This is a genomic window from Pseudomonas sp. GW821-FHT09A09 (genome assembly GCF_059418405.1).
Genome location: NZ_JBWKPU010000006.1, coordinates 136,488 through 162,683, shown reverse-complemented (window position 1 = coordinate 162,683; position 26,196 = coordinate 136,488). Strand labels below are relative to the sequence as shown.

Here is a 26,196-nt window from a genome sequence, read left to right as displayed (position 1 = left end):
TGTAATGGATGTGGGTAATATTGGTTTCGTGGTGGCTGGCCTGATCGTTGGTTTTATCGTCGGCATGACGGGCGTAGGCGGGGGCTCGTTGATGACGCCGATCCTGCTGTGGTTCGGGATCAACCCGGCCACTGCCGTGGGCACCGACCTGTTGTACGCGGCTATCACCAAGTCCGGTGGTGTGCTGGTGCACAGCAAGAACAAGAATATCGACTGGACCATCACCGGCTGGCTGACCCTGGGCAGCGTGCCAGCGGTGCTGCTGACCTTGTGGTTCCTCGCCAGCCTGCACACTGACCCTAGCGCGATGAATGCGGTGATCAAGCAGGCGTTGGGTGTTGTGCTGTTGCTGACGGCCCTGGCGATCCTGTTCAAGAAAAGTTTGTTGGCTTTTGCCCAGCGGCATGCGGGTGACAGCTATCACATGAGCCCGCGTAACCTGAATGCGCTCACCGTGGTGACCGGGGCAATTTTGGGGACCATGGTGGCGTTGACATCCATCGGCGCTGGGGCGCTGGGGACTGTGGCGTTGTTTATCCTTTATCCGTTCCTGGCTACCCGGCGGTTGGTGGGGACTGAGATTGCCCATGCCGTGCCGCTGACCCTGGTTGCGGGGTTGGGGCATGCGAGCATGGGGAATATGGATTGGCATTTGCTGGGGTTTTTGCTGATGGGGTCGTTGCCGGGGATCTACATTGGCAGTCACATGACTGGGAAGGTGCCGGATGGGGTGTTGCGGCCGTGTTTGGCGGTGATGTTGATGACTATTGGGTATAAGTTGGCGTTTTGAGTTTTGGGTATATCCGTTATTTGGGTAACGGCTGCTTATGGTTCCGCTCTTACAGCGGCTCACTTTTGATAGAGCGCAAAAGTAAGCAAAACGCTCTTGCCCCAACACTCGGCACCTCGCCTAGGCTCGGTGTTCCCTCACTCCGGCTTGAATCCGTGGGCCGCCGTCATGGGCCATCCCTGGCCCAGGACGGCTAACCCGGCGTCCTGCCGGGTTACCCACGGATTCAAGCCTGCGTTCGGCCAGCGTGTTTAACGGGGCGCCTCAGATCAAAATCAAAAGCAAGAGCACGGCGGCCTAGTAGCCGACCTGAGTGGTTAGATCAAAAGCAGATACGTGTAGGAGCTGGCTTGCCGGCGATGCGGACACCTCGGTGAATCAGGCATACCCGGTTGATGCCATCGCAGGCAAGCCAGCTCCCACAGAAAATGCGCGGTGTTCTGCCTGGTTTTTAGCGTCATCGTTTACGACCATCGCCGGCAAGCCGGCTCCTACAGTGGTTTGCCTTTGCCCTTGCTCCACACCACTCAAGCCGGCTGTCAGGCCGCTGTGCTTCTGCTTTTGATCTTGATTTTGATCTTAGGCGCCCCGTCAAACACGCTGGCCGGAATTCGGCAGGGATTTGGGGGGTAAACCGGCAGGGATGCCGGTTTAGCCGCCCCGCGCCATGGATGGCGCGTGGCGGCGGCCCCCCAAATCACTGTCGGATTACGGGCACACCGAGCCTAAGCGAGGTGCCGAGTGTTGGGGCAAGAGCCCTTTGCTTACTTTGGGGCTTTTCCAAAGTGAGTCGCCGTAAGGGCGAAACCATACTCAGCCATCACCCCAATAACGGATAAGCCCCCAATCAAACCTCACCCCCGACCCACCCCATTCCCAATCTGCCAAACAAACGGCGGCTCACGCCCATTCACCACCCAATCCCCCACAATCCGCGCCTTATAAATCACCGGATTATGCGAAGACACCGTCCGCGCATTCCGCCAATGCCGGTCCAGCGCTTTCCCCTGGCGCACATCCGAAGCCCCCAGCGCATTGAACAACTCAGTGGTCGCCCGCTGCACCAACTGCGACACCACCACCTGCGCCGTCGCCGACTCAATCTCCGCCGCCACATTGGCCTCCCGCTCCAACACCGCATCCCCCGAAAACCGCGCCAGGTAAGCCCGCTGCGCCGGAACAGCCGCCTTCAACGCACTGGCCTCAGCCGCATACACCAAAGCCGCCACTTCACCCACCACCTGCAGAATCTGCGCATCCTGACTCACATGCGCCGCATTGCCATGGCTGTAAATACGCTTACGACTACGCACCTGCTGCGCCACATCATTAAGCGCCGCCCGCCCAATCCCCGCCAGGCTCGCCAACAGCACCAACTGGTAAAAGGCCGTCTGGTACTTGAACCGGGTAGCAAAATCGATAACGTTGTCGCCCTCGACCACCGCATCGGTAAAACGCGTAGTGCCACTGCCCGTGGTGCGCTGGCCAAACCCGTCCCAGTCATCGCTTTGCACCACACCCGGCTGGCGCGTGCGGGTGGCGGCGATCACCGAAGCGCCGGTGTCGCTGCGCTGGGCGTACACGTCGATCCAGTCCGAAAACAGGCTGCCGGTGCTGTAGAACTTCTCACCGTTAAGCTTCCAATGCTCGCCGTCCGGGCTGACCTGAGTGACCACATCGCCAATCGCGACATCGCCGATTTCCGTCCAGGCGCAGCCGACGATATCGCCGTCGACAAAACGCTTGAACCACAGGTCGCGTCCGGCACCGGGTGGCGCGTTCAGTCGGTCCTCGGCAAACGCAAAGTGCCCGCGCAGGGCCTGGGGCACGTTGGAGTCGGCAGCGGCGAGTTCGATCAGCAACTCGAACAACTGGGGCAGTGACGCGCCGCCACCGCCATATTCCACCGGCACCCGCACCGCGCCAAAGCCGGCTTCCTTGAGCCACTGGATGGGTTCGTAGGGCAGGGTGCGGGCCTGCTCACGCTCAACCGCGCCGTCGGCGATGCGCTGGAAGATCGGCCGAAAGCGTGCGGCCAGTGTGGGGTAGTCGACGCCGATGGACAGCGGGTTGATCACGTGTTGCTCGGTCATGGGAGGCAGCTCCTTGGCAGTGTTCAAGTACCAGGGCGATTGCACAGTCCGTGCCGGATGTTTCAGCCCGTATTTACGGGCTGAAACCCTGGCTGACTGTTGCTCCAGCAACAGTGGAACGACAAAGCGGTGCGATCTCTGACACCCGCGACACAGCCCCTCACTGCCCGGTTTCTTGACGCAGCGCCTATACGCCGGGCCTTTGCCGGTGGCTGGCACGCTTGCTGCTCTGACCCTCCTACATCCCTGTGTGCGAGGTAAGGTCCGATGAGTCAGCAAGCCGTGAAATTTGCCTATTGGGTGCCCAACGTCAGCGGTGGGCTGGTAGTGAGCAAGATCGAACAGCGCACCCATTGGGGCATCGACTACAACCGCAAACTGGCGCAATTGGCCGAAGAGGCCGGCTTTGACTATGGCCTGACGCAGATTCGCTTTACTGCCGGCTACGGCGCCGAGAACCAGCATGAGTCCGTGGCGTTCAGCCACGCATTGCTGGCAGCGACGACCAAGCTCAAAGTCATTGCAGCGATCCTGCCCGGCCCGTGGCAACCGGCGTTGGCGGCCAAGCAATTGGCGACCATCGACCAGCTCACCAACGGCCGCATTGCGGTGAACATCGTCAGCGGCTGGTTCAAGGGCGAGTTCCAGGCCATCGGCGAACATTGGCTGGAACACGATGAGCGTTATCGCCGTTCCGAAGAGTTCATCCGTGCCCTCAAGGGCATCTGGAGCCAAGACGACTTCACCTTCAAGGGCGACTTCTACCGCTTCAGCAACTACACCCTCAAGCCCAAGCCACTGGGCCAGCCCGAAGTGTTCCAGGGCGGCAGCTCACGGGCCGCGCGGGACATGGCGGCGCGGGTGTCGGACTGGTATTTCACCAACGGCAACACCCCGGAAGGCATCAAGGCCCAGGTCGACGATATCCGCGCCAAGGCGGCCGCGAATAATCATTCGGTCAAAGTCGGTGTGAACGCGTTTGTCATCGCCCGGGATACCGAGGAAGAAGCCCGCGCCGTGCTCGCCGAAATCATCGAAAAAGCCGACCCGGAAGCCGTGAATGCATTTGGCGATGCGGCGAAGCAAGCGGGCAAGGCGTCGCCCGAAGGCGAGGGCAACTGGGCCAAGTCCAGCTTTGAAGACCTGGTGCAGTACAACGACGGCTTCAAGACCAACCTGATCGGCACCCCGCAACAGATTGCCGAGCGCATCGTCGCGCTCAAGGCGGTCGGTGTGGACCTGGTGCTCGCCGGCTTCCTGCACTTCCAGGAAGAAGTCGAGTACTTCGGCAAGCGCGTGTTGCCGCTGGTGCGCGAGCTGGAAGCCAAGGCCGCGATCAAGCAGGTGGCATAAACAGCACCACCGCCGCGCGCAACTTGTTATTGCCAAACCGGCACATGCGCTCGAACTCCCCATGGCTGACCGGCAGGTGCTGGCAGTCCAGGGGCTGGCGGTGCTGGCTGTGGTCCACATCCGGGTCGTGCAGGTAGACAAACTCGTCGTCGCAGTCAGTGACCATCACCCAGTGCGGCGACTTGGAGCGCGTAAGGCGGTAGCTGCTGATCAACACCAGCGGTTGCCCGCCTGCCTGCAGCACCCGTGGCAAGTCCAGGGCGCCGCCGAGCACCTGTTCGACGTCGCTGCCTGCCAGTTCTTCCTCGAACGCCTCGTGCACCACACGCATCACGTCCTTCTTGTGCGGGTCGCGCACGCCATCGAGAAACAACGGCCCACGTACATTCACCTGCATCCGCACGCGAAACCCCCGGCGCCAGGCGGCCAGCGCCAAACCCTGAGGGCTGCAACCGCCATGGCCGGCGGTCATGAACACGGTGGTCGCTTCGCGCCAGATCTGCAGCTCTTCGCGCCGCTGCGCCACACGCCCAGGCACTAGCGCGCCCATGGCCATCAGCAGGCAGGCGGCGCCACAGGTGAAGTCGGTGGTCTGCTGGTAATACGGCACGCTCTGCGGGCGCGCGGTGTGATGCTGCAGGATGCGTTTTTCCAGGCGCAGGGCGGCGGTATGGTCTTCGTAGTAATCGTTGATCAGGGCGAAGCGCCGGTAGCCATTGCGTTCGTAGAGGGCGAGGGCGCCGGGGTTGTCGGTGCGCACTTCCAGGCGCAGGTAGGCACAGTCGTGCTCGACGGCGCAGGCCTCGATACGGGCCAGCAATTGCTTGCCCAGGCCTATGCCGCGCGCGTGTTCGGCAATGGCGATGGAGTACAGGCGCGCCAATGAGGTGCCGCGATGGAACAGCACCAGGGCGTAGCCGAGCAATTGCTCGTCATTTTCCGCCACCAGCAACTGCCCGTGGGCGCGGCTGACCATCCACTGGAAACTGCGCGGCGAGAGCCGGTCGGTGGTGAAACAATGCTGTTCCAAGGCCACCAATTCAGGCACGTCGGCCGGTGTTGCAACGCGAAAGGAAAGAGCCATATAACCGCCGTAAAAGTTGCGTAACGAAACGGGACTTCTCTAAAAGATCGTGCTTAATAGAAAAGGTCGAGTTCTCTAAAGCGGATCAAATATTATGTCGGCGGTACAAGGTCATTGGCGTGAAGTATCCGAGCAAACCCTCGCGGCGACAATAACTAATAAAGGTTATTTTTGCGCACCACCCAAAGGGGCCAGTCAAGTAGTGATCATTGTCGAACGCAAGGAAGATTGGGCCTCCTACTTCCCCAGCGAAGACATCGTCACCGCCCAGGAATACCTGGAACAGACCCGGGAAAACGAGAGCGGCAAGCGCGTGCAGGTGATCAACCTGTGCCGCAGCTACAAGTACCTGGGGCACGGCTATTACTGCTCGTTGCTGGCTGAAGCGCGGGGGCACAAGGTGATTCCGTCGGTGCGCACCATCAGTGAACTGACCAAAAAATCACTGTATGGCCTGGCGCTGGATGACCTGGATAAAACCCTCGATAAAGCCTTGAGTCATCATCTTTACAGCAATACCGAAGGGTTTACCCTGACCCTTTATTTTGGCCGCACCAATATAGAACCGTTGCAGGATCTGGCCCGCCAGTTATTTGAAACCTTCCCGTGCCCGATCCTCTTAGTTGAATTCAGAAAGAACAATGGCTGGCATATCGAAGGGGTCAAGTCCGGCGTGCTGCACAAGTTGCGTGATGATCAGGAAGATCAGTTCGCCCACGCCCTCGACAACTTCAGCCGCAAGATCTGGCGCCAACCCCGTTCACGCCGATTGGCCCGTTATGACCTGGCCATCCTCCACGATCCTCAAGAGCAACTGCCCCCGTCCAACGCCCGTGCCCTGGACAACTTCGTGCGGGTCGGCAAAGGCCTGGGTATCGACGTGGAGCTGATTGAACGCAAGGACTACGCACGCCTCGCCGAATACGACGCCTTGCTGATCCGTGAGACCACCAGCGTCGACAACCACACCTACCGCTTCGCCAAGAAGGCCGAGAGCGAAGGCCTGGTGGTGATGGATGACCCGGCGTCGATCCTGCGCTGCACCAACAAGGTCTACCTCACCGACCTGCTTAACAGCCATCAACTGGGCATGCCCGCCACCGAGATTCTCTACAAGGAACGACCGGAAGACTTCGAACGGGTCGGCGAACGCCTGGGTTTCCCCTTGGTACTGAAGATCCCCGACGGTTGTTTCTCCCGGGGTGTGATCAAGGTGGAGAGCCAGGAGGCCCTGCTCAAGGCCACGGCCGAGCTGTTCGAACATTCGGTGCTGCTGCTGGCCCAGGAGTTTTTCTACACCGAGTACGACTGGCGCATCGGCGTACTCAACCGCAAGCCGATCTTTGCCTGCCAGTACTTCATGTCCAAGGGCCATTGGCAGATCTACAACCACAAGGCCATCGGCCAGGACATCAACGGCGAATGCCGCACCCTCGCGGTCCACGAGGCGCCGAAGGCCGTGGTCGAACTGGCTGTGAAGACCGCCAACCTGATCGGTGACGGCCTGTATGGCGTGGACCTCAAGCAATCCGGTGACAAGGTGGTGGTGATCGAGGTCAACGACAACCCCAATATGGACGCCGGCATCGAAGACGCCTATTTGCAGGACGACCTGTATGCCCTGGTGCTGGAGGAGTTTGTGCGGCGCCTGGAGCTCAAGCGCCAAGGCCAGGTCTGGTAGCCGGCGATGATCCAGCGCTTTGACCTGATCGATGGCACGCTGCGCAGCGGGGACAGTGACGAGGCCCCCATCCTGTTGTTCAACAACCCTGACCCGGCCGAGCGAGACAGGCTGCGTGACCATTACAAGCTGGATGAACACGCACTGGCCTCGGCACTCGACCCGGACGAAGTCTCGCGAATCGAGTTCCACCCCGACAACCTGTTCCTAATCTGGAAACGCCCGGAAAACTACTCCGGCGGTGGCAGCCTGGTGTTTGAAGTGTCGTCCTGCGGCTTGCTGTTTTCACCGGAACGGCTGCTGGTGATTGCCCCCGATGAAACCCCGCTGACCGGCTTGGGCAAGCGCCACCCCTTGCACGCGCCACTGGACGTGCTGCTCGACTTGCTGCTCAACAACATCCACCACTACCTGGGCCACCTCAAGGTGATCAAGCTGGTTGCACGGGAGTTGCAGCAGCAATTCAACGCCTCCATGAGCAACCATCACCTGATGCAGATGTTCAGCCTCAGCGAGAGCCTGATCTATTACATCAACGCCCTGCACAGCAACGGCGCCGTGCTGACGCGGCTGCGCAACCACGCCGAGAAGGAACACTTCAGCGCCCAGACCCTGGGCCTGATCGACGACCTGATCATCGAAAACCACCAGTGCTACAAACAGGCAGAGATCTACTCCAACGTGTTCTCCGGGCTGATCGACGCACGCGGCAACCTGATGAACAACAGCATGAACAACCTGTTGCGCAAGCTGACGTTGATCAACGTGGTGTTCCTGCCGCTCAACCTGATCGCCAGCGTGGGCGGCATGTCGGAGTTCAGCATGATGACGGCAGGCACGCCGTGGTGGATTTCGTACCCGCTGTTCCTGGCGGCGATGGGGCTGGGGGCGGGGTTGATGGTGTTGGGGTTGAAGCGACTGGCGGGGGGAGGGCTGAAAAGCGTTTGAGGTGTAAGGCAAATGATACATTTCATTATTAATACGACATCATGGCCATTACAATGCCATCCCCATAAGGATTTGGTAATGGATGCGTAAATGCAATTTCGTCGAAGTATCAACGCGTTACGGGCTGTAGCGGTTATCTGTGTGGTGCTCTTCCACTTCAAGGTCAGCGGTTTTCAGGGAGGGTTCGTTGGCGTTGATATCTTCTTCGTGATTTCCGGTTTTTTAATGACGGGGATCATTTTCAGCGGTTTGCAAAAGCAGCGCTTTTCGTTGATTGGTTTCTACGCATCGCGAGCGCGACGGATTATTCCAGCGCTGTTGGTGCTGTGCCTGGCGTTATGGGCCTTCGGCTTTATCTATTTGCCCTTGGAAGACTACCGGGCGCTGCTCAGGACAATCAAAAGCAGCCTGTTTTTTGCGTCCAACCTGGAGTTCGCCAAGACCGGCAATTACTTCGCCGCGCCACTGCGCGAGAACTGGCTGTTGCACACCTGGTCACTTTCGGTGGAGTGGCAGTTCTACATGCTCTATCCCCTGCTGCTGATGGGACTGCACAAGGTCTTGGGCAGTTCTGGAACCAAGGCGTCGCTGGTGCTGTTGGCAATGGTTTCCCTGGGAGCCTCGGTGTATCTGAGCCCGTCTGCACCGGTTTTTGCGTTCTATATGCTGCCCACCCGCGCGTGGGAAATGCTCGCGGGAGGACTGGTGTATCTGTTTCCGTTGGCACTGGGCAAGCGCGCGCGCCAGGGTGCCGAAGTGCTTGGCTTGGTGGCCATTGCAGTCAGTATTTTTTGTTTTTCCGAGCAGGACGTATGGCCCGGTATCCTTGCCCTGGTACCGGTAGTGGGCACCGCCTTGGTGATTCTGGCCAACTCCGAGTCGGCGTTCAGCCGCAATGGCGCGCTGCAATTCACTGGCGGCGTTTCATATTCTGTTTACTTGTGGCACTGGCCGTTGGTGGTGTTCTTGTATGCCTGCGGATTGCTTGACAGCTGGCCGTATGTGGTGGCCGGTATCATCGTGTCATTTGTCCTGGGCACGCTTTCGTATTACTGGGTCGAATCGCGCGTCGGTACATTAACGACGGCTCCACGCGCGTTGTTCAAGTACGCGTCCTTCGTGGTGTTGGGTGTCGGGTTTTCTGCCATTACGTCATCGGTGGTCAAAGATCACCCCGGCGTGCGCTTTGCCTACGTCGACCTGGGGCGGCCAGACTACGCCAGCGCGCTCTATGAGCAGGAGTGTTATCCCAGCGCCTTCGGTGCGTCGGACTGCAAAATGGGGAAAGGGGAGGTTTCCGTCATTCTCTACGGCGACAGCCATGCTCAATCCACTGCGGCGGCCATCCAGATGGATAATCCCCACGCAGCGCTGTACTGGGCCCGTGGCGGTTGCCCGACGTTGCGGCACTTTGAGATGCACGACAAGGAGTTGAGCCGTAAATGCAGCGGCTTCAATGCCGAGAAACTGGGCGTACTGCAGACCTCGTACCCAGGTGTACCGGTCGTCTTGTTCAGCCGCGCTTCGATGTATTTGGATACGAGTCGAGGGAACAATTATCGCGTTTACTTTCCTGGCCAGGAACATCTGTCAGGACGTGCGTATGTCGATACCTACACGGCCGAATACAGCAGGACGGTCTGTTCGATCGCTGAAAACCATCCTGTCTACATCGTCAAGCCGATCCCGGAGATGCCCTTCAGTATTTACAAAGGGCTGAATCTGCACCAGCGCATCTTCCAGCGTTCGTCGGACATCTCCGTTTCATTGTTCGACTACGAAAAGCGTAATCGCACGGCCATACAGGCGATAGAAGCCGCGGCGAAACAGTGCAATGTCCACATCATCGACCCTACTCCCAAGCTGTGCCCGAATGGGCAGTGCATGGGGTCGAAGAATGGCGTGCCACTGTACTTCGACGATAACCATCTGGTTGACTCCGGCAACGAGCAACTTGAAGGGTTATTCAAGGCAGTACTGGCACCCATCTAGCCAATGGTGGGAGCTGACTTGCCGGCGATGAAATCGCCAGCAAGCCGCCTCCTACAACGAGGAGGGCTGCAGGGTCAGCACTTCGAAGCCGTCCGCCGTCACCGCCACGGTGTGTTCCCACTGCGCTGACAAGCTATTGTCCTTGGTCACCACCGTCCAGCCATCCTTGAGGCTGCGCACCTTGGCGCCACCCTGGTTGAGCATGGGCTCGATGGTGAACACCATGCCTTCGCGCAGTTCCAGCCCGGTGCCAGGGCGGCCGAAGTGCAGCACTTGCGGTTCCTCGTGCATCTGCCGGCCGATGCCATGGCCGCAGTAATCACGCACTACGCTGTAGCCGTTGGCCTGTGCGTGGCTCTGGATCGCATGGCCGATATCACCCAGGCGCGCGCCGGGCTTGACCTGGCGAATGCCGGCCCACATCGCCTCGAAGGTCATTTCCACCAGGCGCCGTGCCTTGGGTGCCACGTTGCCGATCATGTACATCTTGCTGGAATCGGCGATAAACCCGCCTTTTTCCAGGGTGATGTCGATGTTGATGATGTCGCCGTCCTTGAGGATGTCCTTGGCGCTGGGCATGCCATGGCACACCACCTCGTTGATCGAGGTGTTGATGCTAAATGGGTAGTCGTATTGGCCCAGGCTGGCGGGGCGGGCTTTCAGGTCGTTGCGGATGAAGGCCTCGACGGCGGCGTCCAGCTCCAGGGTGGAGCGGCCGGCGCAGACAAACCCGTCGAGCATGCTGAACACCTGGGCCAGCAGGCGGCCAGATTCACGCATTACGGCCAATTGTGGGGCGGTCTTGATCATCAACTGCGCCCCCGGATCAGGTCGGGCTTGTCCAGCAACAGTTTGTTGATCAACTCGTTGTAGGGCAGGTGGGGGTTGAGTTCGGCGAGCAGGCCGATCTTGATCCAGAACTCGGCCTGGGCGTTGATGGAGCGGTCCATGGCGGCGCTGGCCAGGCGAAGCTGTTCGTGCAGTTGGTCGGTGATCTTGACGATGCCCATGGTCTTCACTGTGCGGGGTTGATATACAAAGCGTATATGTTTCGTATATCCATCGTAAACCCCCAGCCGCTAAATGGCAGCAGGCCATTGACGTGCCCGCCAGGCGCCGGTTAATTTCGTTGCATGACATTACAAACCTTGCGTAGCCCGCTGATGATTATTACCGCCATTCCTCATTTGGCGGGATAGCACACGGCTGCACCCAAACCCGCCCTAGAGGCGGGTTTTTTTTCCGTCTCCAGGGCCTTCAAACAAAGCGCCAGGAGACACCGATGAGCACGTGCCCCGTTCCACACACCGCCAACCCGGAACTGCTTGAGCACTACGTGAAAAAGATCCTCGCCGCCCCGGTCTATGACCTGGCAGTGCGCACGCCCTTGCAGGCAGCCCCGGCGTTGTCGGCGTTGCTAGGCAATCAGGTGTTGCTCAAGCGTGAGGACCTGCAGCCGACCTTTTCCTTCAAGATCCGCGGCGCCTACAACAAGTTGGTGCAGCTCACGGCCGAGCAAAGGGCCCGGGGCGTGGTCACCGCGTCGGCCGGCAACCACGCCCAAGGTGTGGCACTGGCCGCGCTGGAGCTGGGGATCAAGGCACGCATCGTCATGCCCTGCAGCACGCCACAATTGAAAGTGCTGGGCGTGCGCTCCCGAGGCGCCGAGGCGGTGTTGCATGGGGAGAGCTTTCCGTTTGCGCTGGCCCACGCGCTGCAATTGGCCGAGACCTCGGGTTGCACCTTTGTGTCGCCGTTCGACGACCCGGACGTCATCGCCGGCCAGGGCACCGTGGCCATGGAAGTGCTGCGCCAGCAACAGGGTGCGCTGGATGCGATCTTCGTACCGGTCGGCGGCGGGGGCTTGATCGCCGGCGTTGCCGCCTACGTCAAATACCTGCGGCCCCAGGTGCGCATCATCGGCGTCGAGCCCGAAGGCTCCAGCTGCCTGTTGGCGGCCTTGCGTGCCGGTGAGCGGGTGGTGTTGCCCAGTGTCGACGGGTTTGCCGATGGCACCGCCGTGGCGCAGGTCGGTGCCTATGGGTATGAAATCTGTCGCGACTGGGTGGATGAAGTGATCACCGTGAGCAACGACGAGTTGTGCAGCGCCATCAAGCTGATCTACGACGATACCCGCTCAATCACCGAACCCTCAGGCGCACTCGCCGTGGCAGGCATTCGTCGTTACGTCGAGCGAACCGGTACGCGTGGCCAGACCCTGGTGGCGATCAACTCAGGCGCCAATATCAATTTCGATAGTTTGCGACATGTTGCTGAAAGAGTGGCGGCGCAAACGGCTGTTTAACCGGAAGTCCGGGATTAAACGTTTAATCCCTGCCATTCGCCGAGAGTTTGATGACTGAATGTAAAAACCTTTCCGGGATATATAACAATCCTCGTCACTTATGAGGAAAGGTTACAACGAGAGGGGATTTTGCCGAGTAGGCTGGTGATTGAAAGCGTCTTCCAGGGTTGGCAAGACGTGGCAGGCACGCACCTGCCAGCAACTTGAGCGTTCATAAAAACTGATTGGCAGTCTCATAAAAGGAGAGGTTGGCCATGCTTTCGGAATTAGAACTTCGCAGCATTATTGAAGGAAGTTTCCTGCCCAAACGGTGCGAGTGCACCAAAGCCGAAGATGCCTCGCTGACGATCAAGGTCTATGACGACCGCGACCGTGACCGAGTGGATCTGGAAGTAAAAGGCATCAACGCCGACAAGCTCGACAGCAGTCGAGCCATTTGCAACCTGATCACCGGGTTGCGCGAAGACCTCAAGCACACCCATGCACCCGCCCTGCAAAGAGTGGGAGGACGCGGCTACTACTAGGCCGACGTCTGAGGTTGAATCACCGACGACCTGTGGGCCTGGAGAAACGCCAGGCCCAGTACGGTTTCTGTTGCCACTGCCAGCAGGATGCCTGGCCCTGCATTGCCATTGATCCATTCACTGAACCCCAGCACAGCCAATACCAGGCACCCGGTGATAAAGCCGGTGGTCAGGGCGCTTCGTGTGTCAGAGGGCGGTGCATGGCGAGCGCGGTAGAACATGATGCCGATCGCCAGGAACAGCGCGGCGTTGCGGCGTGAGACCAGCCCGGTCGCGCTGGAATACTCGACGCTCCACAACCACAGCAGCAGGTCGGGACGCAGGCCCCAGACCAATGCGAGGGCAAAGCACAGCAGGGCGGTAAACGTAGCGAGGGCGCGGAAGCTAAGTGACATGGCGAATCCTTTCAGCCTGGTGACAAGCCCGCAAGACTACTCGTTTATGCGCGGGCCTGCCTTGTCTGTTTCAACGGCTCAGTTCTGGAAGTCGCAGGCTTCCGACATCTTGCGGTAGCCCACATCTTCGATTTTGCCGGCTTTATCGACGAACTTGATGTCGGCGTTGATGACTTTGCACACATTGGTGTCGGTTTCGTGCATGGCAATCACTTTGTCGATGTTCAAGGGCATGCCGTATTGATAGGGCACGGGTTTGGCATCGGTTTGCTGGGCAGTGTCAGCCTGGGCGACGCCTGAGAGCGCGGCCAGGGCCAAGGTGCCGGTGAACAGTAAAGTACGCAGTTTCATGAGGGTTCTCCGCAAGTCGTTCGCAGGCCCATCAACACGACGGGCCGGCGGCCGCACGGGCCCCCGGGGGCGGTGAGTGCGGTCAAGTTCACTGTCGACCTGGGGGATTAACCTTCGATTAATGATGCGCTAACTGACAAAACCTTCATGAACGCGTGTTCAGCCCAACTGCTGGCGATACGGCAGGTCCGGCCCGGTCTTACCGCAAGTGAGGGCGGCGGCGCGGATCGCGAAGCCGAGCATGGCGTCGATCTGCGCGCGGCTAAGCTGTTGCAGGCCCTCGACCGAATCCAGATTGTGCTCGGTCAACCAGGCAATCAGCGCGGCCTGGAAGGTATCGCCGGCGCCGACCGCATCGGCCATCACCACCTCTACGGCCGGTTGCGACCAATGGCCGTGCTGGCGGCTGAACACGCAGGCCCCTTCGCCACCCCGGGTGAGGAACACCAACTGGCAGCGGTGTTGCAGCCAGCCTTGCAGCACGCTTTCCGGCGACTGCTCGGGGTAGAGCAAGTGCAGGTCTTCGTCGCTGACCTTGATCAGGTCGGCATGCTTGACCAACTCGGCCACACGGTCACGCCACAACTGGATATCCGGTTGCGGGTTGAGGCGCACGTTGGGGTCGAGGCTGATCAAGCGCTTGCCGCTTTCACGCTTGACCAGGTTCAGCAGCGTGTCGCCACTCGGCTGCACGACCAGGGAGAACGAGCCAATGTGCAGGCCACGGATGTCTGCGCCCAACTCGGGCAGATGGGTGACTTCCAGCAGCCGGTCGGCACAGCCTTCACCACGGAAGTTGTACTGCGGTGAGCCGTTGGCGCCCACGGCCACCATCGACAGGGTGGTCGGTGCGGCGAACTCCACCAGGAACTGCTCGCTGACGCCTTCGTCCCTGAGCACCTGCAACAGGCGGCGGCCGAGGAAGTCGGTAGACACGCCGCCAAACAGCCCGGCTTCGATGCCCAGGCGGCGCAAACCCACGGCCACGTTGAACGGCGAGCCCCCGGCAATGGCCTTGTAGTTGACCTTGGAAGCCTGCCCGCTGGCATCTTCCTCGCTGAAGAAATCGAACAGCGCTTCACCACACACCAGATACATAGTCGTTCGCTCTTAAAGGGTTGCCACGAGTTGTTGATAGCGTTCGTACGCCTGTTGATAGGCGCTGACACTGGCCGCCACCGGCAGGGTACGGCTGGCCGGGTCGACGCTCACGCATTTGTCGCACAGGCTGGCCAGGGTTTCGCCGGACTGGCACCACGCCGCCTGGATCGCCGCGCCCAGGGCGGCGGCTTCGCTTTGTTCTGTACAGATCACTTCGGTGTTCATGATATCGGCAACCATCTGCCGCCACACCGGGCTCTTCGAGCCGCCGCCGATCAAGCGGATGCTTTGGCTTTGCAGGCCGGTCTGGCGCAGCAGGTCCAGGCCGTAGCGCAGGCCGAAGGTCGTGCCTTCGACCACGGCGCGGCACAGGTTGGCGCGCGTCAGGTTAGTCATGGTCAGCCCATGCAGGCTGCCGGTGGCGTGGGGCAGGGCGGGCACCCGTTCACCGTTGAGGAACGGCAGCATGCTCACGCCGTCGGCGCCGATGGGGGCCTGTTCCACCAGCGTGTTGAACGCGACCAGGTCGAGGTCGAACAGCTCGCGGATCACCCCGGTGGCGTTGGTCAGGTTCATGGTGCAGATCAGCGGCAGCCAACCGCCGCTGGACGAGCAGAACGTGGCGACCGAGGCCTGCGGGCTTACATTTGGTTGCTCGGCGAACGCATAGACGGTGCCGGAGGAGCCGAGGCTCATGGTGATCACGCCCGGCGCGATATTGCCGGTACCGATGGCGCCCATCATGTTGTCACCGCCGCCACTGGCGACGAGGGCGTTGGGGTTGATGCCCAGGCGCTCGGCAATTGCTGGCAGGATAGTGCCGACGCGTTGGTCGGCCTCGATCAAGGTGGGCAACGCGGCTTCAAGGCGCCCGCTGGGGTCGATGTGCTTGAGCAGGTCCACGTCCCACTGGCGGCTGCGCACGTTGAAATACCCGGTGCCCGATGCATCGCCATATTCCGCGGCGGCACGGCCGGTGAGCCAGTAGTTGAGGTAGTCATGGGGCAGCAGGATATGCGCGATGCGCGCAAAAATATCCGGGTGCTGCTCGCGGGTCCACAGCAACTTGGAGACGGTGTAGCCCGGCGCAATGGCCACGCCGAGGCGCTCCAGCGAACCGCTTTCACCGCCCAAGTATTCGAGCAGGCGGTCGTTTTCGGGCGCGGTTTCGGTGTCGCACCACAGCTTGGCCGGACGCAGAACCTGGCCACTGTCATCCAGCAGCACCAGGCCATGTTGCTGACCGGAAACGCCGATGCCAAGAACGTCCTGGCCGTCCACGCCAGCCTGCTGCAAGGCACGGTGGGTGGCTTCGGTAAAGGCGTCCAACCATTCCTGGGTGTGCTGCTCGCGACGGCCATTGGCGCCGCTGATCAGGCTGTGCGCAGCCGCGCCCAGGCCCAGCACCTTGCCGCTGCTGGCGTCGAGGACGATGGCCTTGGTGCCCTGGGTGCCGCAGTCGATGCCGAGAAACAGGTTTTGCTGGGTCATGGTGGTCTGCTCAGCAGTATTGTCGGAGTGAAATACGCTCCCTGTAGGAGCCGGCTTGCCGGCGATGGCGGTGGTTCAGCCAGCCAAGAAGTGACTGACAGACCGCTATCGCCGGCAAGCCGGCTCCTACAGGTTTAAGCGGGTTGCTTCAGGAGGGTTTGCAGGGTGGCGGTCACGCCGTGGTCGCGCAGGCTCGCAAAACACCGCTCAAACGCTGCCACAAACGCGGGCGAGTTGGGAATAGCCGTGCCGAAAATCTCCTCCACCCCCAGCAGGCGCTTGCTGATCAGCGCATCGTCACTCACCAGCTCTTGGCAAAACTGCGCACGGGGATCCGGGATCTTGTAGCTCACGCCATTCTCATCCACACCCTTCAGGTACAACGCCCAGGCCGCCACCACCAGCGCCGCGCGCTCGGTCTCGCGCCCGTCGGCAATCAGGCGGTTGATGGTCGGCACGGTGAACTTGGGAAACTTCGACGAGCCATCGGAACAGACGCGTTCCAACTGGTCGGCAATCGCCTGGTTGGAGAAGCGGTCCACCAGTGTCTGCTTGTATTCGGCCAGGTCGATGCCCGGCACCGGCGCCAGGTTCGGTGTGACGTCCAGGTCCATGTACGCACGCATGTAGGCCACGAACACCGGGTCATTCATGGTCTCGTGGACAAACCGGTAGCCCTTGAGAAAGCCCAGGTAAGTGAGGGCCAGGTGGCTGCCGTTGAGCAGGCCGATTTTCATTTCTTCGTAGGGCGTCACGTCGTCGGTGAACTGCACGCCGACGTTTTCCCAGGCAGGGCGGCCGTTGACGAATTTGTCTTCCAGCACCCACTGCACAAAAGGCTCGCAGACCACCGGCCAGGCATCGTCGATACCGTGTTCGTCGTGCAATTGAAGACGGTGCGCGGTGCTGGTCATCGGCGTGATGCGGTCGACCATTGCATTGGGGAAGCTCACATTGGCTTTGATCCAGTCATGCAGCTCGGCGTTGTGCAGCGCGGCGAACGCCAGCAGTGCCTTGCGCGTGACGGCGCCGTTGTGCGGCAGGTTATCGCAAGACATCACGGTAAACGCCGGGGTGCCGGCGGCGCGCCGTTTAGTGAGGGCGGCGCAGATGAAACCGAATACGGTCTTGGGTGCATTCGGGTGCGCCAAATCGTGCTGGATCTGTGGCAAGTGGGCCATGAACTCGCCGTTGCTGTCGTCGATGCAGTAGCCGCCTTCGGTGATGGTCAGCGACACAATGCGAATCGCCGGGTCCGCCAGTTTGTCGATCAACGCCTGGGCGCCGTCTTCGGCCAGCAGCATGTCGCTGATGGCGCCGATCACGCGCACGTCGGTGTCGTCGGTGTCGCCCAGTTCATACAGGGTGAACAGGTAGTCCTGGCCCGCCAGGTCGTCGCGGGCCTTGCGGTCCTCGGCACGCAGGCCGACGCCGCAGATGCTCCAGTCCAGGCCCACGCCGGTGTTCATCAGCGCGTCGGTGTAATAGGCCTGGTGCGCACGGTGGAAACCGCCGACGCCAATGTGGGCGATGCCCTGGGTGGTGCTGGCAATGGCATACGCCGGGATTTTCACCTGCGGCGCCAACTGGGTGAGGTTCTGTTTATTCAGTTTCATGGCAACTCTCGCAAAATCAGGCGGCAGCGCGCAGTGGGCGGGCCACGGCTTTGCCTTCGGTGTCGAACAGATGGCAGTGCGCCGGGTCCAGGTGCAGGTGCAGCGTCTCGCCGTATTGGCTGGCCATGTCGCCACGAATGCGCATGGTCAGCGGTTCACCATTGGCGGTGACGACGTGGCAGAAGGTGTCGCTGCCCAGGCGCTCGCCGACGTCGGCGGTGACGGTCAGGCTGGTCTGGCCCGGCGTGGCGATTTCCAGGTGTTCCGGGCGAATGCCCAGGGTCACGGCACTGCCGACGCTCAGCGTGGCGCCGCTCTGAGGCAGGTTGATCAGGGTGCCGGCGTCCAGTTGTACTTCGCAGCCCTGGCCGTCGACGCGGGTGACCTTGCCTTTGAGGAAGCCCATTTTCGGCGTGCCGAGAAAGCCCGCCACAAACAGGTTGGCCGGCTGGTGGTACAGCTCCAGGGGTGAACCGACTTGCTCGATGCGGCCGCTGTTGAGCACCACCACTTTGTCGGCCAGGGTCATGGCTTCGACCTGGTCGTGGGTCACGTAGATCATGGTGGCTTGCAGTTCTTTATGCAGGCGCGCCAGTTCCAGGCGCATCTGCACGCGCAGGGCGGCATCGAGGTTGGACAGCGGCTCGTCGAACAGGAAGATCTTCGGGTTGCGCACAATCGCCCGGCCGATGGCCACACGCTGGCGCTGGCCGCCGGAGAGCTGCTTGGGCTTGCGCTCCAGCAACGGGCCCAGCTCGAGGATGCGCGCCGCTTCACTGACTTTGCTCTCGACCAGCTTCTTGTCGACACCGGCCAGGTCCAGGGCAAACGACATGTTCTTGCGCACGCTCATGTGCGGGTACAGCGCGTAGGTCTGGAACACCATCGCCAGGTCACGCTTGGCCGGGGTCACTTCGGTGATGTCGCGACCGTCCAGCTCGATGGTGCCTTCGCTGACTTCTTCCAGGCCGGCGATCAGGCGCAGCAGGGTGGACTTGCCGCAGCCCGACGGGCCGACGAACACCACGAATTCCTTGTCATTCACCTCAAGGTCGATGCCCTTGATGATGGAGAAACCTTCGAAGCCTTTTTGCAGATTCTTGATTTTCAGGTTGGCCATGATGGGCCTCCGCTTGTAGTTATTCGTTAAAACCGCACACGCTCTTCGTAGGAGCCGGCTTGCCGGCGATGGCGATTTGCAGGTCGGCGCAGGGCTCAAGGGCCTTATCGCCGGCAAGCCGGCTCCTACAGGGCATGTGGGTTATTTCACGGCGCCGAAGGACAAGCCGCGCACCAGCTGTTTCTGGCTGATCCAGCCAAAAATCAGGATCGGCGCGCAGGCCAGGGTCGAGACGGCAGACAATTTGGCCCAGAACAACCCTTCGGGGCTGGAGTAGGAGGCAATCAGCGCGGTCAGTGGCGCGGCGTTGGACGAGGTCAGGTTCAGCGACCAGAACGCCTCGTTCCAGCACAGGATCAACGACAGCAGCACCGTGGACGCCAGGCCACCCTTGGCAATCGGCAGCAGCACGCGGACCATTTCCTGCCACAGGGTGGCGCCGTCCAGGCGGGCAGCCTCGAGGATGTCCTTGGGGATGTCCTTGAAGTAGGTGTAAACCATCCACACCACGATCGGCAGGTTGATCAGCGTGTAGATGATGATCAGCGCGATCCGCGTATCCAGCAGGCCAAAGCTCTTGGCCAGCAGGTAGATCGGCATCAGCACGCCCACCGGCGGCAGCATCTTGGTGGAGAGCATCCACAGCAGCGTGCCCTTGGTGCGCTGGGTTTCGTAGAACGCCATGGAGTAGGCGGCCGGCACCGAGATCAGCAGGCACAGGGCGGTGGCGCTGAACGAGATCACCACCGAGTTCCAGGCGTAGGCGAAGTAGTTGCTGCGCTCGTTGATGTGCAGGTAGTTCTCCAGCGTCGGCGTGAAGATGAACTGCGGCGGTGTGGCGAACGCGTCGATTTCGGTCTTGAAGCTGGTCAGCACCATCCAGAAGATCGGGAAGAAAATCAGGATCGCGATGGCCCAGGCCAGGGTGCCGAGCAGCAGGCTTTGCAGGCGGCGGGATTGTTGAAGCGTCATGGCGCGGCCCTCAAGGCTTGTCAGTCAGGTTTTTGCCGATCATCCGCACCAGGATGATCGCCGCGATATTGGCGATGACCACGGCAATCAAGCCGCCGGCCGAGGCCATGCCCACGTCGAACTGCACCAGCGCCTGGTTGTAGATGAGGTACGCCAGGTTGGTCGAGGCGTAGCCCGGGCCGCCGTTGGTGGTGGTGAAGATTTCGGCAAACACCGAGAGCAGGAAGATCGTTTCGATCATCACCACCACGGCAATCGGACGGGCCAGGTGGGGCAGGGTGAGGTGCCAGAAGATCGCGATGGCGCCGGCCCCGTCCAGGCGCGCGGCTTCCTTTTGTTCCTGGTCGAGGGACTGCATGGCGGTCATCAGCAGCAGGATGGCGAAGGGCAGCCATTGCCACGACACAATGATGATGATCGACAGCAGCGGGTAGTGCGCCAGCCAGTCCACCGGCTCGGCACCGAACAGCTTCCACACGGCGGCGAGAATCCCCGATACCGGGTGGAAAATCAGGTTCTTCCAGATCAGCGCACCGACGGTGGGCATGATGAAGAACGGCGAAATCAGCAACACCCGTACCAGGCCGCGACCGAAGAACTCACTGGCCTCCAGCAACGCACTGATCAACACGCCAAACACCACGCTGATCAACAGCACACTGCCCACCAGCAGCAAGGTATTGGTGGCGCCGGGCAAGAAGCCCGAATCGGTGATGAAGTAGGTGAAGTTCTCCAGCCCCACGAATTGGTTTTCACCGGGGTAGAGCAGGTTGTAGCGGATCAAGGAGAAGTACAGGGTCATGCCCAGCGGCACGATCATCCACAGCAGCAGCAAGGCCACCGAGGGGCTGACAAGGAACCAGCCGGGGTTGGCCAGGCGGTTTTTGGGAGGTGTATTCATGGTGATCAAAACCAGTCGATTACAGGCAGGGCCAGCGTCGGAGCGCGATCCAATGTGGGAGCTGGCTTGCCTGCGATAGCGGTGTGTCAGCACACACATTCATCAACTGACAGACCGCTATCGCGGGCAAGCCCGGCTCCCACATTGATGGGGTTCCCACATTTACAAGGGTGAGTCAGGCCTATTTGGGATAACCGGCGCGCTTCATCTCGCGCTCGGTGGTGGTCTGCGCGGCAGTCAGCGCCTGGTCCACCGTTTGCTGACCGGTCAAGGCGCCGGAGAAGAACTTGCCGACCTGGGTACCAATGGCCTGGAACTCAGGAATGGTCACCAACTGGATACCGATATACGGCACCGGCTTGAGGGTCGGTTTGGTCGGGTCCGCGACTTTCAGCGATTCCAGGGTCACCTTGGCAAACGGCGCGGCCTTCATGTATTCGTCGCTGTAGGTCGATTTGCGCGTGCCTGGCGGTACGTTGGCGATACCGTCGGTCTTGGCCACGAGCTGGCTGTATTCCTTGGAGGTCGCCCAGCTGGTGAACACCTTGGCGGCGTCCTTGGCCTTGGAACTGGTCGGAATCGCCAGGCTCCAGGAGTACAGCCACGAGGTGCCCTTGTCGGTCTTCTCGTGAGGGGCAAAGGTAAAGCCGACGTGGTCGGCCACTTTGCTCTGGGTCTTGTCGGTGACGAACGAACCCGCGACGCTGGCATCGACCCAGATCGCGCACTTGCCGCTGTTGAACAGCGCCAGGTTTTCGTTGAAACCGTTGCTGGAAGCGCCCGGCGGGCCGGATTTTTTCATGTTGTCGACGTAGAAGGTCAGCGCGTCTTTCCACTCGGGGCCGTTGAATTCCGGTTGCCATTTTTCGTCGAACCAGCGCGCACCGTAGCCGTTGGCCAGGGTGGTGATCAGCGCCATGTTCTCACCCCAGCCGGCTTTGCCGCGCAGGCACAGGCCGTACTGTTCTTTGGTCTTGTCGGTGAGTTTTTCCGCGAATTCGCCGATCTGGGTCCAGGTCGGGTGCTCGGGCATGGTCAGCCCGGCGTCCTTGAACAGGTCGGTGCGGTAATAGGTAATCGAGCTTTCGGCGTAGAACGGCAGGGCGTACAGCGAGCCTTTGACAGACAAACCGTCACGCACAGAAGGGAAAACATCGTCGAGGTCGTAGGACGCCGGCAGGTCTTTCATTGGCTCCAGCCAACCCTTGGCGCCCCAGAGTGCAGCTTCGTACATGCCGATGGTCAACACGTCGAACTGTCCGCCCTGGGTGGCAATGTCAGTGGTCAGGCGCTGGCGCAGCACGTTTTCTTCGAGTACCACCCAATTCAGCTTGATCTCCGGATGCTCGGTCTCGAAGGTTTTCGAGAGCTTTTGCATGCGGATCATGTCGCTGTTGTTGACGGTGGCAATGGTCAGGGTCTGCGCGCCAAAGCTGACGGCGCTGAGGGTCATGCAGGTCATCATGCAGGTAGAGGCAAGCAGAGCTTTTGCTGTGAACTTCATCGCGCACTCCATTTCTGCGCCCAGGGGCTACAGAAGGACAGTTATTGTTGTTGTGTCTTCCTGCAACGAGCCAGGAAGAGTGTGCGGTTGATTACAGCCTTGAAATGGCGATGTGACAAATCCTTGGGCGCACTGGCACTGATACTTTTTTGCACTTGCGTCGTGATGGGCTGAAACGATTGACCCAAGCAGACCCCGCCCCCCCCTGTAGGAGCCGGCTTGCCGGCGATGGCATCGACACGGTGCCCCCGACACCCCGCGGTGCCTGCATCGCCAGGAAGCCGGCGCCCACAGAAAGCGATTCAGGCCAGGTTCTGCTCGGTCAACCGCTGCACCGCCAGGCGGCGGTAGTGGGAAGGGGTCATGCCCTTGAGCTGCTGGAAGCGCCGGTTGAAATTGGAGATGTTGTTAAAGCCCGACTCAAAACACACATCCGTCACCGCCTTGTCGCCATCGGCCAACAATTCGCACGACTTGCTGATGCGCAGCCGGTTGACGAACTCGATAAACGTACGCCCGGTGGCCTGTTTAAACACCCGCGAGAAATACGTCGGCTTCATACCCAGGTAATCCGCCACTTCCTCCAGCGGCAACTCGCGCGCGTAGTGGGCAAAGATGTAGTCCACCGCGCGGTTGGTGCGGTCGATGCTGTGTTCGTCGGCCAGTTGCGGCGTGTTCACCCCGGACAGCAACTGGTAGTCCTCGCAGGCGCTGAGCACCTCCAGCAGGATAAAAAAGTGCCCCAGGCGCGCCATGCCCTGGGCGTCTTCGATGCGTTGCATCAAGGTCATGGCCTGGGCGATGGTTTTTTTGCAGCGAAACTCGATGCCGTATTGGGCGCGCTCCAACAACGGTGCCAGGGTCTTGAGTTCAGCGAAGATCTGGCTGCCGCTTTCAAACAGCTCATCCGTGAAGTTCACCAGCATGTCGCGCTTGGGCACCACCTCGTCTTCCTCCACTTGGCTGATCCAGTTGTGGGGCAGGTTGGGGCCGGTGAGGAACAGGCTTTCCGGGTAGAAGTTGCCGATATAGTCGCCGATGAACACTTTGCCGGAACTGGCGACAATCAGGTGCAGCTCGTATTCCTTGTGGAAATGCCAGCGCACCAGCGGGCAGGGGAAACCGTGCTGGCGATAGATGATGGACAGGCCGTTGTGGTCGTCCATCAGCTCGTAGGAAGGGTCGGTGATACGCGCTGCTCGGGTCATGCTGCCGTCGCTTTATTGTGGTTGCTGCGTAGGATAATGCCCCCTCGTGCGCGACCTCGCCAGCGCTGGTGTTTACACGACGCGGTTTTTCGCTTCGATCCATTGGGACATGTACTGCGTACTTTTATGCGCATGGTGGCGCAGCATGCTGCCGGTGAAGTTGTCCCGGCGATGGGCTGCCAGGTTGCGGCGACAGTGTTCCAGGCACGCCACCAGCGCCGGGCCATGGATGTCCTGGTCATAACGGCGAGCCAGCAACTGGCGACCGTTTTCCTGGGCCTCGGTCCAGCGTGCGCGGTCCTGGTACAGCGCCACGGCCGCCGCCGCCAGGGCCGAGGCGCTCTGTTCGATCACACCCGGCCACGGTTGGCCATCGCCCATGGCTTCGGCACCGATCGGCGTGGTGACACTCGGCGTGCCGCAGAGCATCGCGTCCACCAGTTTTCCCTTGATGCCGGCGCCAAAGCGCAGCGGCGCCAGGCAGAGACGTGCGGCGGTCATCACCTGCAACGCGTCTTCGGCCCAGTTCATCACATGAAAGCCCTGCGCCGGGTTGTGCAGTGCAGTGGCCTTGGGCGGCGTGTACGCGCCGTAGACATGCAGCTGGGCGCCCGGCAGTTGCTGGCGGATCAGCGGCCACAGGCTGTTCTTCATCCACAGCACCGCGTCCCAGTTCGGCGCATGGCGGAAGTTGCCGATGCTGAGAAAGTGCGCGCGGTCCTCGAATGGCGCGAAAACCTCGGTCGGCGGCTGCAGCATCAGCGGGCACCAGTGGAGCAGGGCGGCAGGCACCTTGAATTGCTCGGTGAGCAGGCGGATTTCCACGTCAGAGATCATCAGGCTGATATCACAGCGGTAAATCGCCGCGATTTCGCGCTTGGCCAGGTCAGTGTCGGCCATCAACTGGAACTCTTCTTCCAGCGCTGGTGCGAACAGTGCGGTGAAGTCGTCGCTGTCCGGATGGGCTTTCAGGTGGTCTTTCTGGCGTTGGTGACGGGCGTCGCGCAGGCTCTGCAGGTCGGAGGTTTCCAGTACGCGCAAGGCGTTGGGGCAGCATTTCTCCACGCGCCAGCCGAACTGCTCTTCCATCATGAAACGGTCGAACAGCACGATATCCGGGGCCAGTTCGCGGATAAAGTCATCGAAACTGCTGTTATTGAGTTCAATCGCGCATTCGCGGATGCCCAGTCCGGGCAAGTCAGCCTTGTGTTCGCCGATCGTCGCAGGGCTGCTGAAGGTGATGTCCCAGCCTTGCGTCAGGAAACTCTCAAGAATCTGCATCATATGCCCGCCTGCCGCCGAGGAACGGGGTTCCGGCCAGACATAACCAATGACCAGGACTTTGGTGGCGGGTTGAGTAATCAAGGTGACGGACCCTCGGGGTGTGTGCGAAAAACCGGCGATTAGAGCACATCCCGCGTTGACCGGGTGTTCGAAGAGACGGCGATTAGCCCGGTTATTTTGATGCGCAATTCATCTTTAAGACTGTGATTTGTCACAGTGATCGAACTCGCCGGGCGGTGATAGCGTGAGCTCGGGCCCTAAGTTCAGGGTTCACCGAACCCGATTATGGAGATCACTGAAATGAAAGCAGCAGACCCCAAGGACGACAAAACCATCGATCAACACTCTGACGCGCCGCATAACTGGCAGAGCGCGACGATAACCGGCGAGTACGACAACAGATACGCCGGTCACCTGAGCGTCCGCTGGCTGAAGCAGGACAGCATGCTGAGGTTCCAAACCGATAGATACAAGATCACCGGCCACATCAATCGACACAAAGCCAATATCAATGTGGAAGTAACCGGTAACGTCACCGGGAGCTATGCGCTTAACTCGCCCGACAGCATGCGCCAGGACGGGGTTTGGCATGACTGGCTCACAGAGAAAAATTTCTCGATAGGCAGCTCCACGGCGATTACCGTCAAAGTCGTGTTCATTTTTGATATGGATGGACCGGATGATCGCAAGACGGTGACGCAGACCTTCACGCTCTAGAACCTGGCAGCGCCCTCAGAGGGGGGCGCTGTAAAAGAATGCACCCGCGCATAGTTGCCTGTCCTACTTTGTGGTTAACTTCGGCCTCTCGAATTCGTTTCAATAAACCCAGCATAAGGATTCTGTTCATGGCTCAAGTCACCCACCGTGGCAACCCGATCCAGGTTGAAGGCGATCTGCCGCAAGTCGGCTCCCAGGCGCCGGACTTCACCCTGACCGCCGGCGACCTGTCGGACGCAACCCTGGCCACCTTTGCCGGCAAGCGCAAAGTGCTGAATATCTTCCCAAGCGTCGACACCCCGACCTGCGCGACGTCGGTTCGCAAGTTCAATGCCCAGGCCAACGACCTGAACAACGCCGTTGTGCTGTGCATCTCCACCGACCTGCCATTCGCCCAGGCACGCTTCTGCGGCGCTGAAGGCCTGGAAAATGTGAAGAACCTGTCGGACTTCCGCAGCGCTGCCTTCGCCGTCGACTACGGCGTGGCCATCGCTGAAGGCGCCCTCAAGGGCCTGACCGCTCGCGCTGTGGTCGTACTGGATGAAAACGACAAGGTGCTGCACAGCGAGCTAGTTGCTGAAATCGGCCAAGAGCCGAACTACGAAGCAGCCCTGGCTGTTTTGAAGTAACTGTTTCTGCGCATTACTGTCGTTTTGCAGTAACACGCGTGCTGCATGATTGCGGCCTGGCCTAGTCCAGGCCGTTTTTATTTGTCGCTCAAACGCTTAGCCCAATAGCGAATGGACTAAGGTCAGAAGTTAAAAGT

24 protein-coding genes are annotated in these 26,196 nt (G+C 60.5%); 9 read left to right on the top strand and 15 right to left on the bottom strand.

Annotated features, from left to right (window positions below):
- Nucleotides 1–4: 4 nt before the first annotated feature.
- Entirely contained in the window at nucleotides 5–790 is a 786-nt protein-coding gene (locus AC07OV_RS07340) for a sulfite exporter TauE/SafE family protein (RefSeq protein ID WP_494999099.1), read from the top strand.
- Between the two features lie 854 nt (nucleotides 791–1,644).
- On the opposite strand, the gene AC07OV_RS07335 is transcribed toward AC07OV_RS07340, so the two are convergent.
- Nucleotides 1,645–2,883, bottom strand: coding sequence for an acyl-CoA dehydrogenase family protein (locus AC07OV_RS07335; RefSeq protein WP_495091915.1), 1,239 nt, complete (start codon nucleotides 2,881–2,883; stop codon nucleotides 1,645–1,647).
- A gap of 267 nt (nucleotides 2,884–3,150) precedes the next feature.
- Here AC07OV_RS07335 and sfnG point away from each other — a divergent pair, with 267 nt between their 5' ends.
- Complete coding sequence (sfnG, locus tag AC07OV_RS07330) at nucleotides 3,151–4,236, top strand: dimethylsulfone monooxygenase SfnG (RefSeq protein WP_495091914.1); 1,086 nt, start codon at nucleotides 3,151–3,153, stop codon at nucleotides 4,234–4,236.
- Here sfnG and AC07OV_RS07325 read toward each other — a convergent pair.
- Nucleotides 4,220–5,320 (bottom strand): GNAT family N-acetyltransferase/peptidase C39 family protein, encoded by a 1,101-nt coding sequence (locus tag AC07OV_RS07325; RefSeq protein ID WP_176998389.1) that lies wholly within the window; start codon nucleotides 5,318–5,320, stop codon nucleotides 4,220–4,222. The two genes, sfnG and AC07OV_RS07325, sit on opposite strands and share 17 nt — an antisense overlap.
- A 94-nt stretch (nucleotides 5,321–5,414) precedes the next feature.
- Between AC07OV_RS07325 and AC07OV_RS07320 the strand changes: the two genes are divergently transcribed.
- From AC07OV_RS07320 to AC07OV_RS07310, 3 genes are all read left to right on the top strand, one after another.
- Nucleotides 5,415–7,001, top strand: coding sequence for a RimK family ATP-grasp domain-containing protein (locus AC07OV_RS07320; RefSeq protein ID WP_494997043.1), 1,587 nt, complete (start codon nucleotides 5,415–5,417; stop codon nucleotides 6,999–7,001).
- Nucleotides 7,002–7,007: 6 nt separating this feature from the next.
- Nucleotides 7,008–7,949, top strand: coding sequence for a magnesium transporter CorA family protein (locus tag AC07OV_RS07315; protein WP_495091913.1), 942 nt, complete (start codon nucleotides 7,008–7,010; stop codon nucleotides 7,947–7,949).
- A gap of 90 nt (nucleotides 7,950–8,039) precedes the next feature.
- Entirely contained in the window at nucleotides 8,040–9,941 is a 1,902-nt protein-coding gene (locus tag AC07OV_RS07310; protein WP_495091912.1) for an acyltransferase family protein, read from the top strand.
- 51 nt (nucleotides 9,942–9,992) lie between these two features.
- Here the strand turns inward: AC07OV_RS07310 and map are convergent, their stop codons facing one another.
- Complete coding sequence (map, locus tag AC07OV_RS07305) at nucleotides 9,993–10,751, bottom strand: type I methionyl aminopeptidase (RefSeq protein ID WP_495091911.1); 759 nt, start codon at nucleotides 10,749–10,751, stop codon at nucleotides 9,993–9,995.
- Entirely contained in the window at nucleotides 10,751–10,951 is a 201-nt protein-coding gene (locus AC07OV_RS07300) for a ParD-like family protein (protein WP_003190946.1), read from the bottom strand. Before AC07OV_RS07300 ends, map begins: the two co-directional genes overlap by 1 nt.
- 272 nt (nucleotides 10,952–11,223) lie before the next feature.
- Between AC07OV_RS07300 and ilvA the strand changes: the two genes are divergently transcribed.
- Both ilvA and AC07OV_RS07290 read left to right on the top strand, forming a co-directional pair.
- Nucleotides 11,224–12,246, top strand: coding sequence for a threonine ammonia-lyase, biosynthetic (ilvA, locus tag AC07OV_RS07295; protein WP_494997044.1), 1,023 nt, complete (start codon nucleotides 11,224–11,226; stop codon nucleotides 12,244–12,246).
- Nucleotides 12,247–12,500: 254 nt separating this feature from the next.
- Nucleotides 12,501–12,770, top strand: coding sequence for a DUF1652 domain-containing protein (locus AC07OV_RS07290; protein ID WP_176998385.1), 270 nt, complete (start codon nucleotides 12,501–12,503; stop codon nucleotides 12,768–12,770).
- On the opposite strand, the gene AC07OV_RS07285 is transcribed toward AC07OV_RS07290, so the two are convergent.
- From AC07OV_RS07285 to AC07OV_RS07235, 11 genes are all read right to left on the bottom strand, one after another.
- On the bottom strand, nucleotides 12,767–13,165 hold the full coding sequence (locus AC07OV_RS07285) for a hypothetical protein (protein WP_494997045.1): 399 nt from the start codon (nucleotides 13,163–13,165) through the stop codon (nucleotides 12,767–12,769). The genes AC07OV_RS07290 and AC07OV_RS07285 overlap by 4 nt on opposite strands.
- A gap of 78 nt (nucleotides 13,166–13,243) precedes the next feature.
- Complete coding sequence (locus AC07OV_RS07280; RefSeq protein ID WP_176998383.1) at nucleotides 13,244–13,516, bottom strand: DUF2790 domain-containing protein; 273 nt, start codon at nucleotides 13,514–13,516, stop codon at nucleotides 13,244–13,246.
- A 159-nt stretch (nucleotides 13,517–13,675) separates the two neighbouring features.
- A complete protein-coding gene (locus AC07OV_RS07275; RefSeq protein WP_495091910.1) occupies nucleotides 13,676–14,614 on the bottom strand; it encodes a carbohydrate kinase family protein in 939 nt (312 codons plus the stop codon).
- Between the two features lie 12 nt (nucleotides 14,615–14,626).
- A complete protein-coding gene (xylB, locus tag AC07OV_RS07270; RefSeq protein WP_494997047.1) occupies nucleotides 14,627–16,108 on the bottom strand; it encodes a xylulokinase in 1,482 nt (493 codons plus the stop codon).
- Nucleotides 16,109–16,242: 134 nt separating this feature from the next.
- Entirely contained in the window at nucleotides 16,243–17,724 is a 1,482-nt protein-coding gene (locus AC07OV_RS07265) for a mannitol dehydrogenase family protein (RefSeq protein ID WP_495091909.1), read from the bottom strand.
- 16 nt (nucleotides 17,725–17,740) lie between these two features.
- Complete coding sequence (locus tag AC07OV_RS07260; RefSeq protein ID WP_176998379.1) at nucleotides 17,741–18,844, bottom strand: ABC transporter ATP-binding protein; 1,104 nt, start codon at nucleotides 18,842–18,844, stop codon at nucleotides 17,741–17,743.
- 141 nt (nucleotides 18,845–18,985) lie between these two features.
- On the bottom strand, nucleotides 18,986–19,816 hold the full coding sequence (locus tag AC07OV_RS07255; protein ID WP_016968929.1) for a carbohydrate ABC transporter permease: 831 nt from the start codon (nucleotides 19,814–19,816) through the stop codon (nucleotides 18,986–18,988).
- Nucleotides 19,817–19,826: 10 nt separating this feature from the next.
- The gene (locus AC07OV_RS07250) at nucleotides 19,827–20,717 is read right to left on the bottom strand and encodes a carbohydrate ABC transporter permease (RefSeq protein ID WP_176998378.1); all 891 of its coding nucleotides are present in this window, start codon (nucleotides 20,715–20,717) and stop codon (nucleotides 19,827–19,829) included.
- Between the two features lie 181 nt (nucleotides 20,718–20,898).
- Nucleotides 20,899–22,221 (bottom strand): ABC transporter substrate-binding protein, encoded by a 1,323-nt coding sequence (locus tag AC07OV_RS07245; protein WP_495091908.1) that lies wholly within the window; start codon nucleotides 22,219–22,221, stop codon nucleotides 20,899–20,901.
- Nucleotides 22,222–22,523: 302 nt separating this feature from the next.
- The gene (locus tag AC07OV_RS07240) at nucleotides 22,524–23,429 is read right to left on the bottom strand and encodes an AraC family transcriptional regulator (RefSeq protein ID WP_176998376.1); all 906 of its coding nucleotides are present in this window, start codon (nucleotides 23,427–23,429) and stop codon (nucleotides 22,524–22,526) included.
- Between the two features lie 72 nt (nucleotides 23,430–23,501).
- The gene (locus AC07OV_RS07235) at nucleotides 23,502–24,791 is read right to left on the bottom strand and encodes a glycosyltransferase (protein WP_495091941.1); all 1,290 of its coding nucleotides are present in this window, start codon (nucleotides 24,789–24,791) and stop codon (nucleotides 23,502–23,504) included.
- A gap of 222 nt (nucleotides 24,792–25,013) precedes the next feature.
- On the opposite strand from AC07OV_RS07235, the gene AC07OV_RS07230 reads away from it, so the two are divergent.
- Both AC07OV_RS07230 and tpx read left to right on the top strand, forming a co-directional pair.
- A complete protein-coding gene (locus AC07OV_RS07230; protein ID WP_494997051.1) occupies nucleotides 25,014–25,430 on the top strand; it encodes a hypothetical protein in 417 nt (138 codons plus the stop codon).
- A 128-nt stretch (nucleotides 25,431–25,558) separates the two neighbouring features.
- Nucleotides 25,559–26,059 (top strand): thiol peroxidase, encoded by a 501-nt coding sequence (gene tpx, locus AC07OV_RS07225; protein ID WP_178923335.1) that lies wholly within the window; start codon nucleotides 25,559–25,561, stop codon nucleotides 26,057–26,059.
- The last annotated feature ends 137 nt before the right edge of the window (nucleotides 26,060–26,196 follow it).

Bases quoted from the DNA above. Each gene is read 5' to 3' on its own strand.
- AC07OV_RS07335 (WP_495091915.1), bottom strand. From the start codon at position 2,883: ATGACCGAGCAACACGTGATCAACCCGCTGTCCATCGGCGTCGACTAC.
- AC07OV_RS07260 (WP_176998379.1), bottom strand. From the start codon at position 18,844: ATGGCCAACCTGAAAATCAAGAATCTGCAAAAAGGCTTCGAAGGTTTC.
- AC07OV_RS07265 (WP_495091909.1), bottom strand. From the start codon at position 17,724: ATGAAACTGAATAAACAGAACCTCACCCAGTTGGCGCCGCAGGTGAAA.
- AC07OV_RS07310 (WP_495091912.1), top strand. From the start codon at position 8,040: ATGCAATTTCGTCGAAGTATCAACGCGTTACGGGCTGTAGCGGTTATC.
- AC07OV_RS07240 (WP_176998376.1), bottom strand. From the start codon at position 23,429: ATGACCCGAGCAGCGCGTATCACCGACCCTTCCTACGAGCTGATGGAC.
- AC07OV_RS07340 (WP_494999099.1), top strand. From the start codon at position 5: ATGGATGTGGGTAATATTGGTTTCGTGGTGGCTGGCCTGATCGTTGGT.
- AC07OV_RS07300 (WP_003190946.1), bottom strand. From the start codon at position 10,951: ATGGGCATCGTCAAGATCACCGACCAACTGCACGAACAGCTTCGCCTG.
- AC07OV_RS07315 (WP_495091913.1), top strand. From the start codon at position 7,008: ATGATCCAGCGCTTTGACCTGATCGATGGCACGCTGCGCAGCGGGGAC.
- AC07OV_RS07325 (WP_176998389.1), bottom strand. From the start codon at position 5,320: ATGGCTCTTTCCTTTCGCGTTGCAACACCGGCCGACGTGCCTGAATTG.
- map (WP_495091911.1), bottom strand. From the start codon at position 10,751: ATGATCAAGACCGCCCCACAATTGGCCGTAATGCGTGAATCTGGCCGC.
- AC07OV_RS07275 (WP_495091910.1), bottom strand. From the start codon at position 14,614: ATGTATCTGGTGTGTGGTGAAGCGCTGTTCGATTTCTTCAGCGAGGAA.
- sfnG (WP_495091914.1), top strand. From the start codon at position 3,151: ATGAGTCAGCAAGCCGTGAAATTTGCCTATTGGGTGCCCAACGTCAGC.
- xylB (WP_494997047.1), bottom strand. From the start codon at position 16,108: ATGACCCAGCAAAACCTGTTTCTCGGCATCGACTGCGGCACCCAGGGC.
- tpx (WP_178923335.1), top strand. From the start codon at position 25,559: ATGGCTCAAGTCACCCACCGTGGCAACCCGATCCAGGTTGAAGGCGAT.
- AC07OV_RS07290 (WP_176998385.1), top strand. From the start codon at position 12,501: ATGCTTTCGGAATTAGAACTTCGCAGCATTATTGAAGGAAGTTTCCTG.
- AC07OV_RS07250 (WP_176998378.1), bottom strand. From the start codon at position 20,717: ATGAATACACCTCCCAAAAACCGCCTGGCCAACCCCGGCTGGTTCCTT.
- ilvA (WP_494997044.1), top strand. From the start codon at position 11,224: ATGAGCACGTGCCCCGTTCCACACACCGCCAACCCGGAACTGCTTGAG.
- AC07OV_RS07255 (WP_016968929.1), bottom strand. From the start codon at position 19,816: ATGACGCTTCAACAATCCCGCCGCCTGCAAAGCCTGCTGCTCGGCACC.
- AC07OV_RS07245 (WP_495091908.1), bottom strand. From the start codon at position 22,221: ATGAAGTTCACAGCAAAAGCTCTGCTTGCCTCTACCTGCATGATGACC.
- AC07OV_RS07320 (WP_494997043.1), top strand. From the start codon at position 5,415: ATGTCGGCGGTACAAGGTCATTGGCGTGAAGTATCCGAGCAAACCCTC.
- AC07OV_RS07280 (WP_176998383.1), bottom strand. From the start codon at position 13,516: ATGAAACTGCGTACTTTACTGTTCACCGGCACCTTGGCCCTGGCCGCG.
- AC07OV_RS07285 (WP_494997045.1), bottom strand. From the start codon at position 13,165: ATGTCACTTAGCTTCCGCGCCCTCGCTACGTTTACCGCCCTGCTGTGC.
- AC07OV_RS07230 (WP_494997051.1), top strand. From the start codon at position 25,014: ATGAAAGCAGCAGACCCCAAGGACGACAAAACCATCGATCAACACTCT.